An 18226-nucleotide genomic window follows, 5' to 3' on the forward strand; every position below is an offset into this window, starting at 1 on the left:
TGGATATCTAAGCAATTCCAATTACCGTCATCCCCGACCCCGATCGGGGATCCAAAAACCTCGAAATCTAATTTACTCCGCGCTTGGTAAAATTCAAAAGCATTCGCTCACGCTTACTCGGGATACCCGATCAAGTCGGGTATGACCATAGATACCTAAGTAAGCTAACAGCCCATCAGGTCTTTGGAAGAGTCACACCCGTCTGGCCCTGATACTTGCCGCCGCGATCTTTGTAGCTGACTTCGCAAATTTCGTCTGATTCAAAAAACAGCATCTGCGCCACGCCTTCGTTAGCGTATATCTTTGCTGGCAAGGTTGTGGTGTTTGAAAATTCCAAAGTCACATGCCCCTCCCACTCCGGCTCTAGCGGCGTGACATTCACAATAATACCGCAGCGCGCATAGGTCGACTTGCCCAAACACATGGTTAACACACTGCGGGGAATACGGAAGTATTCAACCGTGCGCGCCAGTGCAAAGGAGTTTGGCGGAATAATGCAGTAGTCGGCGGTGATATCGACAAAGCTTTTTTCATCAAACGCTTTAGGATCTACCGTCGCAGAGTAGGTATTTGTAAATACTTTAAACTCATTTGAACAGCGTACATCGTAGCCGTAGCTAGACGTGCCGTAAGAGATAATTTTAGCGTCGTCGCGAGTACGAATCTGCCCTGGCTCAAAAGGCTCAATCATGCCCTCGCTCTCTGCCATGCGGCGAATCCACTTGTCGGCCTTAATACTCATTGCATCCCCTCTGGTAGTTCATTTCAATTTTTAAATTGGCTATGGCGACGATATTAATCATCGCTGATCGAAATATTCGGAAAAGCATTACTCTGCAGGCGCTGGCGCTTGGCCAACTCGGCGGTCATGCTGATGGCGACCTGCCGATATAACATCGCCGCATCGCTATCTGGATGAGCGGCTAACACCGGTTTACCGCAATCTGCCTGCTCGCGAATTTGCATTGAAAGAGGCAGGGAGCCCAACATCGGCACATCATAAGATTGCGCCATACGCTCGCCGCCGCCTTGACCAAATACATGCTCATGATGGCCGCACTGACTGCAAATGTGCACTGCCATATTTTCAATAATGCCCAACACCGGCACCGACACCTTGCGAAACATTTCAATGCCTTTCTTGGCATCTAATAGCGCAATATCTTGCGGCGTCGTCACCACTACCGCGCCAGACACCGGCACTTTTTGTGAGAGCGTCAATTGAATATCGCCCGTGCCCGGCGGCATATCAATAATCAAATAATCCAAATCCTGCCAATACGTCTGATTCAACAACTGCTGCAGCGCGCCAGTCGCCATCGGCCCACGCCACACCATCGGTGTATCGGCCGTCACCAAATAGCCCATCGACATCGACTGCACGCCATAGGCTTCAATCGGCAATAAATAATGCGTGCCATACTGCTTTGGGCGCTGCCCCTCAGGGATTCCCAACATCATTTGCACGCTGGGGCCATAAATATCAGCGTCCAACAATCCTACCCGCGCGCCTTCAGCAGCCAAAGCCAAGGCTAGATTCACAGACGTAGTAGACTTGCCGACCCCGCCCTTGCCAGACGCGACCGCAATGATATTACGGACATTTTCCATGCTCTTAATATTTTGCTGCGCCGCATAGGCCGCGACCTTCCACCCAAGCTGCACCGTCGCTTGGGTAACACCGGCCACCTGTTTTAGCTCTTCGCACAATAATTTCTCATATTGCTGCTGCGCACTTTTTGCGGGAAAACCAAGCTCAATTACCACATCGACGCGGTCGCCGCTGACAAGCAAAGACACAATATCGGCAAGCTCAGCCAGTGGCGAAGCCAAACCGGGCAGCACCACCGCCATCAGTTGCTCGCGTACTCTGGATTCCAGCGCTGCCGTCATATCTTTCCCCTGCCTTTAATAAATATTGAATCAGCCGGCGAGTATACGCCCCGCACCCATATCGAACAACGCCGAGACAGATGCGCCAAGCAGTCAAAAACGCTATAATCTCGCGCCTTTAAGTCCATTCAAGCCACCGACTATATGCAGTCACGGCTAGCACCACTAAACAAGGAAACCCATGTCGCGCAAGATTCTGGTCACCAGTGCCCTGCCCTACGCCAACGGCCCACTTCATCTCGGTCATTTACTGGAATCTATCCAGACCGATATTTGGGTGCGTTACCAGAAACTACGCGGCAATGACTGCATTTATTTATGCGCCGACGACGCCCACGGCACCGCCATCATGCTCACGGCAGAAAAACTCGGCATTACCCCGGAAGAGCAAATTGCACGGGTAAAAGCCGAGCACGAGCGTGATTTAGCGGGCTTCCATATCCGCTTCGACAATTACCACTCCACCCATTCCCGTGAGTGCCAACATTACTCAGAAGAAATTTATCGTCGCCTCGATGCCAACGGCCATATTGAGCGCCGCGACGTCACCCAGCTTTTCGACCCGGAAAAGAATTTGTTTTTAGCCGACCGCTACATCAAAGGCACCTGCCCCAAGTGCAAAACCGACGACCAATACGGCGACAACTGCGAAGCCTGTGGCGCGACGTACACGCCCGCGGAATTAATTAATCCGCGCTCGGCAATCTCTGGCGCCACCCCAATCGAAAAAAGCTCCACGCACTTTTTCTTTAAACTCGGCGACTTTGAAAACCTGCTGCGCAACTGGACCAGCAGCGACGCACTGCAGCCGCAAATTGCCAACAAATTGCGGGAGTGGTTAGACGCTGGCCTGCAAAGCTGGGACATATCCCGCGACGCACCCTACTTCGGTTTTGAAATTCCCGGCGCACCCGGTAAATTTTTCTACGTGTGGCTAGATGCCCCCATCGGCTATATGGCCAGCTGCGCCAACTGGTGCGAGAAAAACGGCCGCGACTTTGATGAATATTGGGGCACGGACTCCACCGCCGAGCTTTACCACTTTATTGGTAAAGACATTATCAATTTCCACGGCTTGTTCTGGCCCGCCATGCTGGATTCAGCCGGCTTCCGCCAGCCCACCGCAATTTTTGCCCACGGCTTTTTAACCGTCAACGGCAAGAAAATGTCAAAATCTCGCGGCACGTTCATCAAGGCGGAAACCTACCTAAAACATTTACCCGCCGAATATTTGCGTTACTACTTTGCCGCCAAACTGTCTGGCGCCGTAGATGACATCGATCTTAATCTGGAAGATTTCATCAATCGCGTGAATTCTGATCTGGTCGGCAAACTCGTCAACATCGCCAGCCGCAGCGCCAAGTTTGTGCAAAAAGGCAATGACGGCAAACTCAGCACCACCCAGCACAATGCCACACTGTGGCAGCAAGTCACTGGCGCAGGCGAATCGATCGCCGAGCTATACGAGCAGCGTGAGTACAGCAAAGCCGTGCGCGAAATCATGGCATTGGCAGACGCCACCAACGAATACTTTGACGCCTGCGAACCGTGGAAACTAGCCAAATCCGATGACACCATCGGCCAAGCAGCCGACGTCGCGTCGCAGTGCATCGACATATTTCGCGTACTCGCCACCTATCTTTCACCGGTATTGCCTGAACTAGCTAAGCAGGCCGAGCAATTTTTAAATATCCCACTGACTTGGCAGGGCGAGTTTGCGCCGCTGCACAATCACAGCATTGAGCCATTCAAAGCAATGATGAGCCGAGTCGACGCCGACAAGGTTGCGGCGATGGTGGAAGAAAGCAGTGACAACTCACCTGCGCCGACACCTGCCGCCAAACCGAAAAAGGCGGCGAAAGACAAAGACTCGGGTATAGCCGACACAATCGCCTACCCCGACTTTGCTAAAATTGATTTGCGTGTGGCGGAAATCGTCGCAGCAGAGGCCGTCGAAGGCGCCGACAAATTGCTAAAACTGACGCTCAGCTTAGGTGATTTGGGCACTCGCCAAGTCTTTGCCGGTATTAAAACCGCGTACAATGCCGAGCAGTTGGTGGGCAAACTTACCGTGATGGTCGCCAACCTGGAGGCGCGCAAGATGCGCTTTGGCATGTCTGAAGGCATGGTGCTCGCCGCCGGCCCTGGCGACCAAGAGATATGGTTGCTCAGCCCCGACAGCGGCGCCAAAGCGGGCATGAAAATTCAGTAAGCGCAGACACCTGCCCAGCAAAGGCAGGTGAAATGCATTACCGCTTTTTAAATTGAACGCTTGATCGAAATAAACTAAGATCGCCCGATAATGACGATCTGGCCCGTAATACTGCGTATTGCCCAGCCAGAGTAGATTTCGCATAAGCGATGCAAAGGTGAGGCTAAAAATTGTGTTAGCAGACTATTCACTATTGTTAATCAGCGCCATTCTGGTTAACAACTTCGTACTGGTGCAGTTTCTGGGCCTGTGCCCGTTCATGGGCGTGTCTAATAAACTCGAAACTGCCATCGGCATGTCTAGCGCCACCACCTTTGTACTCACCCTCGCGTCTATTTGCAGCTGGCTGACCTATGAGTGGCTACTCATTCCACTCGGCCTAGAATACCTGCGCACGATCACCTTTATTCTTGTCATCGCGGTGGTTGTGCAATTCACTGAAATGGTAGTGCGCAAAACCAGCCCCATGCTCTACAAGGTACTTGGGGTATTTTTACCGCTGATCACCACCAACTGCGCGGTATTGGGTGTCGCTCTGCTCAATATCAACAAAGACCACAGCTTTGTCGAATCAACCCTTTATGGCTTCGGCGCCGCTGCCGGCTTCTCAATGGTATTAGTGTTATTCGCCGCCATGCGCGAACGCATCACCGCTGCCGACGTACCCGCCCCATTTAAAGGCCCCGCCGTCGGTATGATTACCGCCGGCCTGATGTCGCTCGCCTTTATGGGCTTTGCAGGATTGGTATAGGCTGCAAACATGATTGAACTGATTGCCCAAAACCCGTTTTTAGCCTCACTGCTGGCCCTAGTCGGCCTCGGCTTGGTATTCGGCGCACTGCTGGGTTTCGCCGCGGTGAAATTTAAAACCGAAGGCAACCCCATCGCCGAGCAAATCGAATCGCTGCTGCCGCAAACCCAGTGCGGACAGTGCGGCTACCCCGGCTGTCGTCCCTACGCGCAAGCTATCGCTGAGGGCGACGATATCAATAAATGTCCACCTGGCGGCGAAGCCACCATCGCCGCCCTCGCTGATTTACTTGGCGTTGAAGCCAAGCCACTAGACGCCGCTGAAGAAGCCGTACCCTCGGTTGCCTTTATTCGTGAAGCAGAATGCATTGGCTGCACAAAATGTATTCAGGCCTGCCCCGTGGATGCCATTCTCGGCTCTGCCAAGCACATGCACACGGTCATCGCCAGTGAATGCACCGGCTGTGATTTGTGCGTAGAACCTTGCCCGGTAGACTGTATCGACATGCTCCCCATACAAACCAGCCTGCAAACCTGGCATTGGGACAAGCCCAAGCCGGCAGAAGATCTTATTGCGTCGGATCGCGGCACCACGAAACAAAGTGGAGCTGCGGTATGAGAAAAATATGGGATATTCACGGCGGCATTCACCCCGCAGAAAACAAACATCAGTCGCTACACAACCCAATTGAAAATGCCGGCATTCCGCCGCAACTCATTCTGCCCCTGGCGCAACATATCGGCGCGCCAGCCAGCCCGATAGTTAATGTCGGCGACCGCGTGCTTAAAGGCCAGATGATTGCCGAAGCGAAAGGCTTTGTCAGCGCGCCAGTTCACGCGCCAACATCCGGTGTTATTGCCGCCATCGAATCTCGCGTTATTCCGCATCCATCGGGCATGAGCGCTAGCTGCATTGTGATCGACACCGACGGCAAAGACGAATGGATCGCCCACCAAGGCATTGAAGATTACACCCAGCTCAGCAAGATAGAATTAGTCGACCGTGTTCGCCAAGCCGGTATTGCAGGCATGGGCGGTGCGGGTTTTCCCGCTGCGGTTAAACTCAGCACCCGCGACGACAAGCCAATAGAAACGCTAATTCTGAACGGCACCGAGTGCGAACCCTACATCACCGCCGATGACATTCTAATGCGCGAACGCGCAGCGGAAATCATCGCCGGCGCCGAAATACTTCGGCACCTGATTAAGCCCAGTAAAGAAACCCTGATTGGCGTAGAAGACAATAAACCCGAAGGCATAGCCGCGCTTAAAAAAGCGGCTGAAGGCACGGGTATTGAGATTGTGGTATTCCCGACCAAATACCCATCCGGCGGTGAAAAACAGCTGATTCAGATTTTGACCGGCAAAGAAGTCCCCTCCGGCGGCTTACCGTCAGACGTCGGCATTGTGTGTCAAAACATCGGTACCGCAACCGCCATTTACCGCGCTATTCGTTTTGGCGAGCCGCTTATTTCACGGATCACCACCGTCACAGGCGAAGCCTGCGGCCAACCACAAAATTATGAGGTTTTGCTCGGTACGCCGGTTCAGTATTTATTAGATAAAAGCGGCTTCAACAAAGACAATTGCATCCGCTTAATTATGGGCGGCCCTATGATGGGCTACACGCTACAAGACACGGCGGTACCCATTGTAAAAACCAGTAACTGCGTGCTGGCGCCAACCGTGGCCGAACTGCCACCGCCGCCGCCAGCGCAAGCGTGTATCCGTTGCGGCATGTGTGCAGAAGCCTGCCCTGTATCGTTGCTGCCTCAGCAAATGTACTGGTTCGCGCGCGCCCAAGAACACGAAAAATTAGAAAATCATCAGCTTTTCGACTGCATTGAATGCGGTGCGTGTTCGTTTGCCTGCCCAAGTAATATCCCGTTGGTGCAGTACTACCGCGCATCAAAAGCCGAAATTCGCCAAGCTCAGCAAGACAAAATTAAAGCCGAGCGCTCAAAAGAACGTTTTGAAGCGCGCACCGCCAGATTAGAACAGGAAGAGGCTGAAAAAGAAGCCAAACGCGCAGCCCGAATGGAAGCGGCGAAAGCCAAAGCAGCCGCCGCGGCAAACGCACCAGAAGCCGGCAAGGCCGATATCATTCAAGCGGCAATAGAGCGCAGCAAGGCCAAAAAAGCCGAATCGGCTGACCCAGCGCAAGCCGCCATCGCTCGTGCGCAGGCCAAACGTGACGGCAATGTCGAGGAAGAAAGCCCGCAAGAGAAAACCGAGCGCTTGCAAAAATTGTTAGCGAGTGCAGAGAAGCGCCTCTCAGCAGCTAAAGAAAAACTCGCTCTAGCCCAGGAACAGCAAAACGAGAATGCAGACGCCTTTGCAACGGCGGTTAGTAAAACTGAAGAGAAGCTCGCCGCCATACAAAAAGAACTGAGCGAGCACGAGGCAAGTTTAGCGCCGACAAAAGCGTCACCCGCGAGCGACAATGCCGATCCCGCGCAGGCTGCGATTACCAGAGCACTAGCAAAACGCGCTGGCGCTAACGCAGATGAAACTGACGAAGACAAAACCACACGCTTGCAAAATACCGTCGCCAGTACCGAAAAGCGCCTAAGCGCAGCACAAGAAAAATTGGCCGCGGCGCAGGAGCAGAACGACGCCAATGTCGCCGCCTTTGCGACTGGTGTTGAGAAAACTCAGGCGAAACTCGACACAGCAAAAAAAGAACTGAGCGACCATCTCGCCACGCTGAAAACGAGCAGTGCGAGCGAAGCGGTAGCGAGCGACGATCCGGTTCAAGCTGCCATCGAGCGCGCCAAAGCGGCTCGTGAAGCACAAGCGAATATGAGCGACGCCGACAAAATTAAGCAGACTATCGAGTCCCTGGAAAGCCGCATCGCCCGCACCAAAGAGAAACTTGAAGCTGCGCGCGCAGAAGGCGATGACAAAGCCGATCTATTGGCCGACTCGCTAGTTAAACTAGAAGATAAATTGGCCGCCGCTCAGCAAACGCTGAGCGAAACCTAGAATACGAGCACGAATGAGACTATGGGATTTTTAAAAGTCAGTTCACCACACGCCCACGGGCCAATGAGCACCGCGCGAGTCATGCGCTTGGTGCTGCTGGCAACCATCCCCGGTCTTTTTTCACTAACGTGGTTTTTCGGTTTCGGCAGCCTCGTCAACGTGCTTTGGGCAAGCATCACCGCACTGTCATTTGAGGCACTGGCTTTAAAATGGCGCAAGCGCCCAATCGGATTTTATCTCAACGACTACAGCGCACTCGTCACCGCTTTTTTATTAGGTATCGCGCTACCACCTGGATCACCATTTTGGTTGATCATGATCGGCACCGGTTTTGCCATTCTTATCTGTAAACAACTCTACGGCGGCATGGGCTACAATCCATTCAACCCAGCCATGGCGGCTTACGTCATGCTGCTCATTTCCTTCCCCGTACAAATGACCACATGGCTTGCGCCGCAGGGCAGCTTTGCCGGCGACCTGTTAGGGCCGATAGACGCCCTGCGCTACTGTTTTGGATTCGGTCGCGACAGCATCGACGCCATCACCATGGCAACGCCGCTAGATGTGCTCAAACAAAACAATTCACTGCTGATAGAAGACTTGTGGCAGGAGTCGTCACAGTTCGGCCAATTTGCAGGCATCGGCTGGGAATGGGCTAACATCGGCTTTTTACTCGGCGGTATGTATTTACTGTATCGACGCGTATTTACCTGGCATGCGCCGATCAGCATGCTGACATCGTTAACCGTTATGTCCACTTTGTTTTACGATGGCGGCAGCTCAGCTTCTGGCGGATCACCGCTGTTTCACTTGCTCAGTGGCGCCACCATGCTCGGCGCATTTTTTATTGTGACCGACCCTGTTACCTCTGCCGTATCGAATCGTGGCCGCGTCATTTACGGCGCACTGATTGGCATTTTGGTTTACGTCATTCGAGTGTGGGGCAACTACCCTGACGCGGTGGCCTTCGCAGTACTATTGATGAACTTCGCGGCGCCCTTTATTGATCACTACACTCAGCCACGAACCTACGGCCATAAATTAAAAGATCAGCAGGGAGGAAAGTCATGAATATCCTCGGCCGATCCATCACAAAAAACGGCATTTTGCTCGGCGTCTTCGCCGTCGTCACCACCGGTGTTATCGCGGGAACGTATTTATCGACCCGCGGTTTAATCCAAGACAATATCCGCCACGCAGAAGAGAGTGCACTACTAGAGCTCTTCCCAAAATCGAGCCACGACAACTCCATGCTAGACGACGCCATAAGCGCCAGCGACAGTGAGCTCTTAGGCCTGCGGGAAAGCAAAAAGCTCTACCGCGCCAGCATGAACGGCGAATTTGTCGGCGCCATATTGCCCGCCACCGCCCGTGATGGCTACACCGGCGATATCGATATGATTGTCGGCATTACCGAAGATGGCACCATCTCTGGCGTGCGCGTACTCTCTCATCGCGAAACACCGGGCCTCGGCGACCAAGTCGACTACAAAAAAAGTCATTGGGTTGATGGCTTTCTGGGTAAAAGCCTAAGCAACCCAGAAGAATCAAAGTGGGCGGTTAAAAAAGACAAGGGCGTGTTCGACCAATTCACCGGCGCGACCATTACCCCCCGCGCCGTTACCAACGCCGTACACAAGGCGTTACAGTATTACGACGCCAATAAAGCGCAAATCATCAATGCCGTCGCAGCAAATACGAGCGAACAGCAAGTAAATACCGACGCAGGAACTCAACCATGAGTGATATCAGTTACCGCGAGATCTCCCTAAACGGTCTATGGAAAAACAACCCGGCCATTGTTCAGCTGCTGGGTTTATGCCCCTTGCTCGCCGTCACCGGCTCGGTCATCAATGCCTTAGGCATGGGCTTAGCCACGATGTTAGTGCTTACCGTCTCTAACACCGCCGTCTCCATGATCCGCAGCTTCGCCTCAGACGCCATCCGCCTGCCCGCCTTCGTCATGATCATCGCCGCAGCGGTAACCTGTATAGAACTGCTCATGCAGGCCTTCGCCTACGAACTATTCCAAATACTCGGTATCTTCCTGCCGCTGATTACCACCAACTGCGTCATACTCGGTCGTGCAGACGCCTTCGCCTGTAAAAACAAAGTCCTGCCCGCCATGTACGACGGCTTTATTATGGGCGTCGGCTTCGCGTTCATCCTAATGTTGCTAGGCGCCGTCAGAGAAGTGATCGGCACCGGCGCCATCTTCGCCAATATGGATTTATTATTTGGCGAAGGCGCAAAAAGCTGGAAAATTGTTTTAGTAGACGACTACACCGCCGTGCTAGTCGCCATACTGCCACCCGGCGCTTTCATATTTACTGGCATGATTATCGCCCTGAAAAACATCATCGACACCGGCATTAAAAATCGCGAAGCGGCGAAGACGGAGAAAGTGGCGCCGACTAGCCGGCGGGTTCGGGTGACTGGGAATATTAGTTAAGGCTTTGGGAATGCTGGGAGTTGGGCGTCTGACGTAACGTAATTCGCTAACGCTCACTCTGGATCCCCGATCGCGGTCGGGGATGACGGTGGTTTTTTTAAAGTTTTGAATGGTCGGGGCTGGCGTGTAGTTGCTTAACGACGTGGCTTTAATGGCTCAGTTTTGAAGGCGCAGAGGTTGCGCCACCTTCAACCTCGACGCCTCATCAACGCACATCGCCATCGCCATCGCCATCAACGGTCCTCCAACATCAACGCCCAAAAGCCGTCACCATTAACGACCCAAACCTGTCATCCTCCACGTCCCACCGTCGTCATCCTCAACGCCCCACCATCGTCATCCTCAACGCCCCACCATCGTCATCCTCAACTCGATTGAGGATCCATATACCTCGGGCTTTGCCGCACGCCACAATGCGGCGAAGTAGCGTCGGAAGTCAGACGTCTGGCGTCCGACGCGAAAGGCGTTCACTTGCGCTCACATGGATCCCCGATCCGAGCCGGGGATGACTTGGTATAGTGTTGCCCTCAACAACGTCCCACCGCCGTCATCCTCAACGTCCCACCGCCGTCATCCTCAACGTCCCACCGTCGTCATCCTCAACTCGATTGAGGATCCACAACCCACGGGGCTTACTCAACTACATTAGTCGTCAAAACCAAAGGTATTCGCTGCGCCTATTAGCGTTCCCCGTTTTCCGTCTAGCCTAAAGCATCACTAGCGCTCCCCGCCTCCCATCCTCGCCTTTCTCGTCTGACCCCAGACGCCAGACTCCCGTCCCGCCTACTCTTCCGACGCCAGATAAAAGGCCAGCATCACAAGCCACACAAAAAGCCAAATCGACTTACATTAACGAGATAAAAACTAGCGTCAGTCTGCACAAGCAGTGTAGATTAAGCCCTTGTAAAAAAGCAGTTCTAAACTGATCGCAGCAATAATTAGCCACATCTCAAACTAGGTAAAAAAATGAGTTCCGCAAGTCTATTACAACGAATCAACAACAAAGAGACTGTAATCGGCGTGTTTGGCCTAGGTTACGTAGGCCTCCCCCTTGCCCTTTGCTTTGCAGAAGCGAATTATAAAGTCATTGGCTTCGACACTGACCCCGCGAAACCCAAACAACTTTCTCAAGGCCAAACCTACCTTAAGCATATCAACGCTGAGCGAATTCAAACGGCAATAAAGGGCAATTTTTCGGCAACATGCGACTATGCAAAAGCCAGTCAGCTAGACGCCATCATCATCTGCGTACCCACACCGCTGAACAAATACCGCGAACCCGACCTGAGCTACGTAACAAATACCGTCTCGCAGTTGTTACCGCATTTAAAAGCGCAGCAAATTCTGTCACTAGAAAGCACTAGCTACCCCGGCACAACTGAAGAACTCGTCCGCCCATTAATTGAATCCAAAGGCTTCACCATTGGCGAAGATTACTTTTTAGTCTATTCCCCCGAGCGAGAAGACCCCGGCAATAGCAGCTATACAACCAAAACAATACCAAAAGTCTGCGGCGGCGAAACACCCGCTTGCTTGAACGCTGGTGTGAAATTATACGAAAGCATTATAGATACAGTAGTACCCGTCAGCTCAACTAAAGCAGCTGAAATGACCAAGCTGCTAGAAAACATCTATCGCGCCGTCAATATCGGCCTAGTCAACGAAATGAAAATCGTCGCCGACAAAATGGGCATCAACATCCACGAAGTCATCGATGCCGCCGCCACCAAACCCTTTGGCTTTACCAAATTCACGCCCGGCCCCGGCCTAGGCGGACACTGCATACCCATCGACCCATTCTATCTAACATGGAAAGCGCGAGAATACGGCATACATACTCGTTTTATAGAGCTAGCTGGTGACGTAAACCGCGCCATGCCGGAATGGGTGGTGCAAAAAACCACAGATGCACTCAACGAACACGGGAAGGCGGTTAAAGGCAGCAGAATTTTAATTTTGGGCTTGGCTTACAAGAAAAATGTTAGTGACTCGCGCGAAGCTCCAGCGTTCGAAATTATCGCTAAGCTCAAAACAAAAGGCGCTAATGTAGATTACAGTGATCCGCATATACCGTTGTTTCCAAAGAAACGAGATTACATTTTTAATATGCAATCCATCGAATTAACACCAGGTAATCTCCAACAATATGATTGCGCAATATTGGTTACTGACCACGATAGCTTTGACTGCTCAATAATCGCAAGAAATAGCAAACTGGTAATCGATACCCGAAACCGCTTGGCTCACGACGCACATATTATTTCCGCATAGAAAAGCGACTCGATAATTACTTGCAGAGGCCTAGCATTGTCGTGATGAAAGCCACTACTAACCGAATACCTTAATACAAGGACAACAAGTGATTCATATAATCCTTGGCACCAAAGCTCAACTGATTAAAATGGCGCCAGTCATGGTTGAACTCAATACACAAGGCACCCCTTACAGGTTTATCTCTACAGGCCAGCACCGTGACACGATGAACGAGCTTCTGGACAACTTCGGCTTGAGAAGGCCTGACTACACTCTTTACAACGGCAAAGACATTACCTCAATTCTGAGCATGACAGTGTGGGCAAGTCGAATACTGTTAATGACCTTATTCAAAAAGCAGAAAATTTTTGGAGAACAAAAAAAAGGCATTGTTCTCGTCCATGGAGATACGTTTTCAACCCTGCTGGGTGCCTTTATGGGGAAATTCGCGCGGTTACTTGTCGGCCATGTCGAATCAGGACTCAGATCGCACAACTGGTTCCATCCTTTCCCCGAAGAATTGATCCGCGTTCTGGTATTCAGGCTCAGTGACTACTACTTCTGTCCAGACGACAACGCGATAAAAAATGTATCCAAGTATCCGGGCGCTAAAATCAGCACAGGCGCCAATACCCTGCTCGATGCGCTGCGCTTGGCGGAAAAAAACATAGATGCAAGCGAGGTAGACATTCCACAAGAAGCCTACGCGGTAGTATCGCTCCACCGATTTGAAAACATACGCAACGAACGCGCCCTAATGCGAGTAGTAAATTTGATTGAAGAGAGTGCAAAACATAACATCAAACTATTGTTTATCCTGCACAACCCCACAGAAAAGAAACTCAAAAAATTAGACCTCTACAATCGGCTAGCAAACAATCCGAACATTGAACTACGCCCACGCTACGACTACTTTAAGTTTATTAAACTAATTAAGCACAGCGAATTTGTGATTAGTGATGGCGGTAGTAACCAAGAAGAATGCGCCTATCTAGGAAAGCCAACACTGCTCTTTAGAAAAACTAGTGAACGAGGAGAAGGACTCGGAAGCAACTGCGTAATTAGTGAATACAGCCTCAAGATCGCATCAGAATTCTACGATAACTACAAAAATTACAAAAAGGAGCCACAATTGCTGAAGCATCAACCGAGCACCGTGATCGTTAAAAATCTTAGACAAAAATCCAACCCCTAAATAAAAATGCCGCTCGTAGTAGGAGGGAATACCAAAAGAAGATCTCTCGTGAGCAGCAACCATTTGCCAAGTGAAGCGTTCCGACAATTTAACCGAATACAGGCTTATATCAGACCTATTGCAGAGGATTGGCATTATCAAAAAAAAGGGGGGGCTCCCCGAGAATTAATTTGGCCAAACAACGTCTTTTAATAACATTATCGAACCTTCAGGAGTCAAATGCCCATAGTCTCTATAGAGGAAAATATCACCTATTTTGGTTTCACATCGTTCTGCACTACATAATTTTTTGTACAGCCAAACAACATCAACACTTGCCCTCTCTGCAATAGCACCAACCAATTGATGGCTTAATGTCTGCCGGACGGAACTTGCCGACATGGGGATAGTACAACCATCCAAAAAAGTAACTAAGCCTTCAAGAGCTCGCATATAACAGCCGTGTATATCAACTGCATCTTCAGTTTGAGGAGTTGGGCTGACAATGACGACTTTTTTACCAGCCTCTTCGATCTTTGATATCACATCAACCCAGCGCGCAATGAAGTCACTTCGATCAAACCTCTTCAGTTGACCTTCCGAGAGAAACATATTCCCATCATCCCCATAGTAACTAAACTGAGATGAAATAATAACCAAATTTATACTACTTTTATTAAGTATATAATCCAATGCTTTTTGATTATTAGAATTACAAAGTCGAGCACGCGCAAGAGGGAAATCTTTATTAACATGAGAATATTCCAAAGCCGGAGCACAACTCGACATGGTAAGTTGCACCAAGTACTTCTCGGCCTGCAAGACGCCAGCGACAATGTGCATAGCGTAGCTATCCCCCCAAACGGCCACAGTCGGATTTTCTGCCGTCCGGCATTCTCCCTCCAGCACTCCATCTACAAAGGAGCCAAATCTACATTTTCTAGACAACCCGTAATTTCGCCCCGGCGTGCCGGCAGCATCTGAAGACAGTGAATATTTTTCATATTGCTTTTCGATTGCGACAGGTATTACACCGCACGATAGTGCTGCGAGCGAAATCAGCCCAATCGCAACTCGCTTTCTCCCAAATATAATATTTTTAAATTTACTCTCAATGTACTTATACTGTAAACCACCTAGGAGTATGCTCACTACAACAAGAGAAAAAGAAAAATATATAGGTATGCGTCCCAAAAAGAAAAGGGACGAAAACACAAACAATGGCCAATGTATTAGATAAATCGAATATGACCAATCTCCAATTTTGCAAAGACTTCGTATGATAAAATTATTCGGAAATATCTGCCTCTTATCCAATAAAACCATACCTGTAATGAACACTACCAAAACAGAGTCAAAACCAGGACTCTGCAGCGATATACTCTTAAAACACAAGCATATCAAAAAAAAAGAAAGCACGCCCTTCACAAAGAAAGGGAATCTCCCCCCCCCTTGCGACTGAAAATAAACTGCGCATAACGATCCAAAAAGCATTTCCCAAGCTCTATAAGGCAATAAATAGAATGCCCAAGCTTGGTTATCAATAGAGTTTTTTATTGGCAGGGCATTTATCTGATCACTTACTACAAGAAAACACATCCCTAGGCTTATTAGAAAAAGCATTGCCAAAACAAAGGTTCTTTTCGCAGAGAAAAAAAACAAAATTGCTGGCAAAATAAAGTAAAACTGCTCTTCCAACGAAAGAGACCATATGTGCATCAACGGTTTGGTATGAGCTGCGTTTTCGAAATAACCCGATTGAAACGGAAGAACTAAATTCTCCGAAAATAAAACAGCCGCCCAAACTTGATTAACAAAATCACCCCACTGCTCATTTGTCAGGAAAATAGGCGCCAGAGAGATAGTGACCAATAGCGTACTAAAAAAGGCTGGAAGAAGCCTTCTCGCACGACGCGAGTAAAACCCAATAAACGAAAAGTTCCCGGAATCCAAGGATCGCACTATTTGTAGGGTAATTAAGTATCCCGATATAACAAAAAAAATATCAACGCCTAGATATCCGGCATCAAAGATGCCAAGCTGAGTGTGATAAAAAACAACGACAAGGACAGCAATGGCGCGTAAAATTTGAATATCAACTCGAGTTACTGCGTTTTGTAAATTTACTCTGTCTAATGTACTCACGATGTCACAACACTTCAGCCAAATCGAAATAGGGTAAAATCAACCCTTACTCACCAAAATATTTTTCAAGAAAGCGCGAGACGAGCCAGTCCCGCAGGGATGAACAAAACTTAATATCATTTACTTCATTAAGGCAAAATACTTCATATTTTCGACGCCGTATTCCCGACACAGGACTCAAAAGAAGCATGCCAAGAGGATCACCTATATCCACATATCGACAATCTATAGACCCAAGCACACTAGCACCAGTACTAAGCCCGTAATAAGCTTGCATTGTAGTTGCTACAGGAAGATCGTCTCTCGACTTGAACTGACTCTTTCTGGTAGTAACGATCTCATCAACGTACCTCTCCTCAATTTCACACATTATCGATCGAAGCATAGGAAAAGGCGCGTGATGAAGTTTTTTATCAGGGACCACTCCAAAATCTCTTAAAATTAGCTCCCCCGCCCTCGCCGCTGCATAATCAACAGGCCTTCTATCGTCTCCCCAATATTTAATATCATGGCGCGTTAGAAATACTTTTGGGCGCCCACTACTATCAAAGAATTTGTCGAAACCAACCGGCCGTGCAACGAATACATCGTCATTAAAATAGATAAATTTTTCTGACAATCCATCTATCCTATGCAAACAGCTCTCAATCGCTCGAGAATTAAAACAAGGAAGACACTTTTCATCCGGAAATATTTCCTCATGACTGACGGGAAGAATGTTGTACTCTTCCAAACGCTCTGGCAAACGGCAATTAGAGACGATAAATATGTTTCTGACCCACGGACAGTATTTTCTGACAGCGGCAACTGAATAAACCAGCTCCCCTCTATTTCGATATCTTGCTCCGGAGTTAACGCTGCTGTGCCATAAATCCTTGCCCTCACTGCGCAATGACGCATTTTGATGAAGAATACGCCAAGCTGGGTCGCTGCTATTGACCCAAGTAAATACGACATCTATCTCCATAAAATAACTCTATGTCTGGTTGCACAAACTTGAAAATCATATACCATTAAAACGCCATCATCATGAACCCATTTGTTACATAATGAAAATACGAATCGACATTTGCATCTGCACCTACAAACGACCCATCTTACTATCAAAATGCATCGAAAGTCTTTTAAACCAACAATCAATTGACAGTTATGATTGCACCATAATTGTAACAGACAATGACGCCAACCAATCAGCCATGACAGTCGTTGCAAATTTCAGCGATCAAAACAGGCCTAACCCACGATTTCTTTATTTATGCGAACCCGATAAAAATATTGCCAAAGCCAGAAATAAATGTTTAGAACATTCATCTGGAGATTTCATCGCATTCATAGACGACGATGAAGATGCAAGCCACAACTGGCTCTTTACACACCTTAATAGCATCGAACTATATCAATCGGCCGTATCAGCCGGCCCAGTTCTATCTAGATTTTCAGAACACACGCCAGCATGGATATCAAATGGATATTTTTTTGATCGAACTAGATATGCTACAGGCACTATCCTATCCACCACTCGAACGGGGAATGTATTACTGAAAAAATGTTTAATTCCTACAGAAGAATTCTATTTTAAAGAAGAGTACGGACTCACAGGAGGTAGCGACTCAGAATTTTTTAGAAGATTATCAAACAAAAATGTGAAGATCATCTGGACCGATGAAGCAATTGTTACAGAAGAAGTCCCGGAGTCCAGAGCATGTTCGGCTTGGCTTTTAAAAAGATCATATCGAATCGGCCAAGGTATGACTAGAATTTCAGTTGAACAGAATAGTATCAATCACCTCCCTATTTTTATTTTACGAAATTTTTTATTGGCTTCATATGCTATTACGCAGTATGTAGTTTTTTTGCCTATAGATAGAAAATCCAGCTTTAACGCTTTGAGAAAATTTTCAAAGAGACTAGGAATGCTTACTGCACTGTCAAAAAATTACTATCAAGAATATAAGTAACCATATTATATTTTTATTTTTTCAATCTGCTCGGTCTTCGATATCGCAGGAGTCTTCTCAAAGTACACAACATCACAAACATTACTAAAACAATCAAATTTTCCACGCCAATCATCCCCCATCACAAGAATATCGGCTTTGAAAAACTTAACCTATCCGGATTTCTCTTCCAAACTCTCTTCAAAGAATACTTCATCAACATACTTTACAGCTGACACGATCTCTATCCTCTCATGCTCGGAATAAACTGGAAGTCTGCCTTTCTTCTCGCAGTTCAATTTGCCCGTAGACACCCCAACCGCCAGCTTACCACCAAGCGCATTAGCTCTTTGCAATATTCTCAAATGCCCCACATGAAATACATCAAAGGTCCCAAATGTTATCACCACTTTACTCATGGGCAG

The 18226-nt window shown here is 48.9% G+C and carries 15 protein-coding genes; 10 read left to right on the forward strand and 5 right to left on the reverse strand.

Annotated elements, in window-relative coordinates; genetic code table 11:
* Positions 1-175 precede the first annotated feature (175 nt).
* Together dcd and apbC are read right to left on the reverse strand one after the other, a co-directional pair.
* Complete coding sequence (gene dcd, locus KXJ70_RS05280; protein ID WP_219042396.1) at positions 176-742, reverse strand: dCTP deaminase; 567 nt, start codon at positions 740-742, stop codon at positions 176-178.
* Positions 743-795: 53 nt separating this feature from the next.
* On the reverse strand, positions 796-1893 hold the full coding sequence (apbC, locus tag KXJ70_RS05285) for an iron-sulfur cluster carrier protein ApbC (protein WP_219042397.1): 1098 nt from the start codon (positions 1891-1893) through the stop codon (positions 796-798).
* 181 nt (positions 1894-2074) lie between these two features.
* On the opposite strand from apbC, the gene metG reads away from it, so the two are divergent.
* The 9 genes from metG (at position 2075) to KXJ70_RS05330 (ending at position 13740) form a co-directional block, all read left to right on the forward strand.
* Positions 2075-4105, forward strand: a complete 2031-nt coding sequence (gene metG, locus KXJ70_RS05290; protein ID WP_219042398.1) for a methionine--tRNA ligase — start codon at positions 2075-2077, stop codon at positions 4103-4105.
* A gap of 172 nt (positions 4106-4277) precedes the next feature.
* Positions 4278-4856, forward strand: a complete 579-nt coding sequence (gene rsxA / locus KXJ70_RS05295; protein WP_219042399.1) for an electron transport complex subunit RsxA — start codon at positions 4278-4280, stop codon at positions 4854-4856.
* Positions 4857-4865: 9 nt separating this feature from the next.
* Positions 4866-5474 (forward strand): electron transport complex subunit RsxB, encoded by a 609-nt coding sequence (gene rsxB, locus KXJ70_RS05300; RefSeq protein WP_219042400.1) that lies wholly within the window; start codon positions 4866-4868, stop codon positions 5472-5474.
* Complete coding sequence (rsxC, locus tag KXJ70_RS05305; protein WP_219042401.1) at positions 5471-7840, forward strand: electron transport complex subunit RsxC; 2370 nt, start codon at positions 5471-5473, stop codon at positions 7838-7840. The genes rsxB and rsxC overlap by 4 nt, the downstream gene beginning before the upstream one ends.
* Before the next feature lie 21 nt (positions 7841-7861).
* A complete protein-coding gene (gene rsxD, locus KXJ70_RS05310) occupies positions 7862-8911 on the forward strand; it encodes an electron transport complex subunit RsxD (protein WP_219042402.1) in 1050 nt (349 codons plus the stop codon).
* A complete protein-coding gene (rsxG, locus tag KXJ70_RS05315) occupies positions 8908-9582 on the forward strand; it encodes an electron transport complex subunit RsxG (protein ID WP_219042403.1) in 675 nt (224 codons plus the stop codon). The genes rsxD and rsxG overlap by 4 nt, the downstream gene beginning before the upstream one ends.
* A complete protein-coding gene (locus KXJ70_RS05320; RefSeq protein ID WP_219042404.1) occupies positions 9579-10292 on the forward strand; it encodes an electron transport complex subunit E in 714 nt (237 codons plus the stop codon). The genes rsxG and KXJ70_RS05320 overlap by 4 nt, the downstream gene beginning before the upstream one ends.
* 966 nt (positions 10293-11258) lie before the next feature.
* A complete protein-coding gene (locus tag KXJ70_RS05325; RefSeq protein WP_219042405.1) occupies positions 11259-12563 on the forward strand; it encodes a nucleotide sugar dehydrogenase in 1305 nt (434 codons plus the stop codon).
* Between the two features lie 88 nt (positions 12564-12651).
* Positions 12652-13740 (forward strand): UDP-N-acetyl glucosamine 2-epimerase, encoded by a 1089-nt coding sequence (locus tag KXJ70_RS05330; protein WP_219042406.1) that lies wholly within the window; start codon positions 12652-12654, stop codon positions 13738-13740.
* 165 nt (positions 13741-13905) lie between these two features.
* On the opposite strand, the gene KXJ70_RS05335 is transcribed toward KXJ70_RS05330, so the two are convergent.
* Positions 13906-15864 carry an acyltransferase family protein gene (locus KXJ70_RS05335; protein ID WP_219042407.1) on the reverse strand — a complete coding sequence of 653 codons (1959 nt, stop codon included), beginning with the start codon at positions 15862-15864 and terminating at the stop codon, positions 13906-13908.
* A 46-nt stretch (positions 15865-15910) separates the two neighbouring features.
* Entirely contained in the window at positions 15911-16831 is a 921-nt protein-coding gene (locus tag KXJ70_RS05340) for a stealth family protein (RefSeq protein WP_219042408.1), read from the reverse strand.
* Positions 16832-16913: 82 nt separating this feature from the next.
* On the opposite strand from KXJ70_RS05340, the gene KXJ70_RS05345 reads away from it, so the two are divergent.
* Positions 16914-17822, forward strand: coding sequence for a glycosyltransferase family 2 protein (locus KXJ70_RS05345; protein ID WP_219042409.1), 909 nt, complete (start codon positions 16914-16916; stop codon positions 17820-17822).
* Between the two features lie 152 nt (positions 17823-17974).
* Here KXJ70_RS05345 and KXJ70_RS19300 read toward each other — a convergent pair whose 3' ends face one another.
* On the reverse strand, positions 17975-18220 hold the full coding sequence (locus KXJ70_RS19300; RefSeq protein ID WP_255558193.1) for an FAD synthase family protein: 246 nt from the start codon (positions 18218-18220) through the stop codon (positions 17975-17977).
* Between the last annotated feature and the right edge of the window lie 6 nt (positions 18221-18226).

Source organism: Zhongshania aquimaris (assembly GCF_019312595.1).
GTDB classification, from domain to species: Bacteria; Pseudomonadota; Gammaproteobacteria; order Pseudomonadales; family Spongiibacteraceae; genus Spongiibacter; species Spongiibacter aquimaris.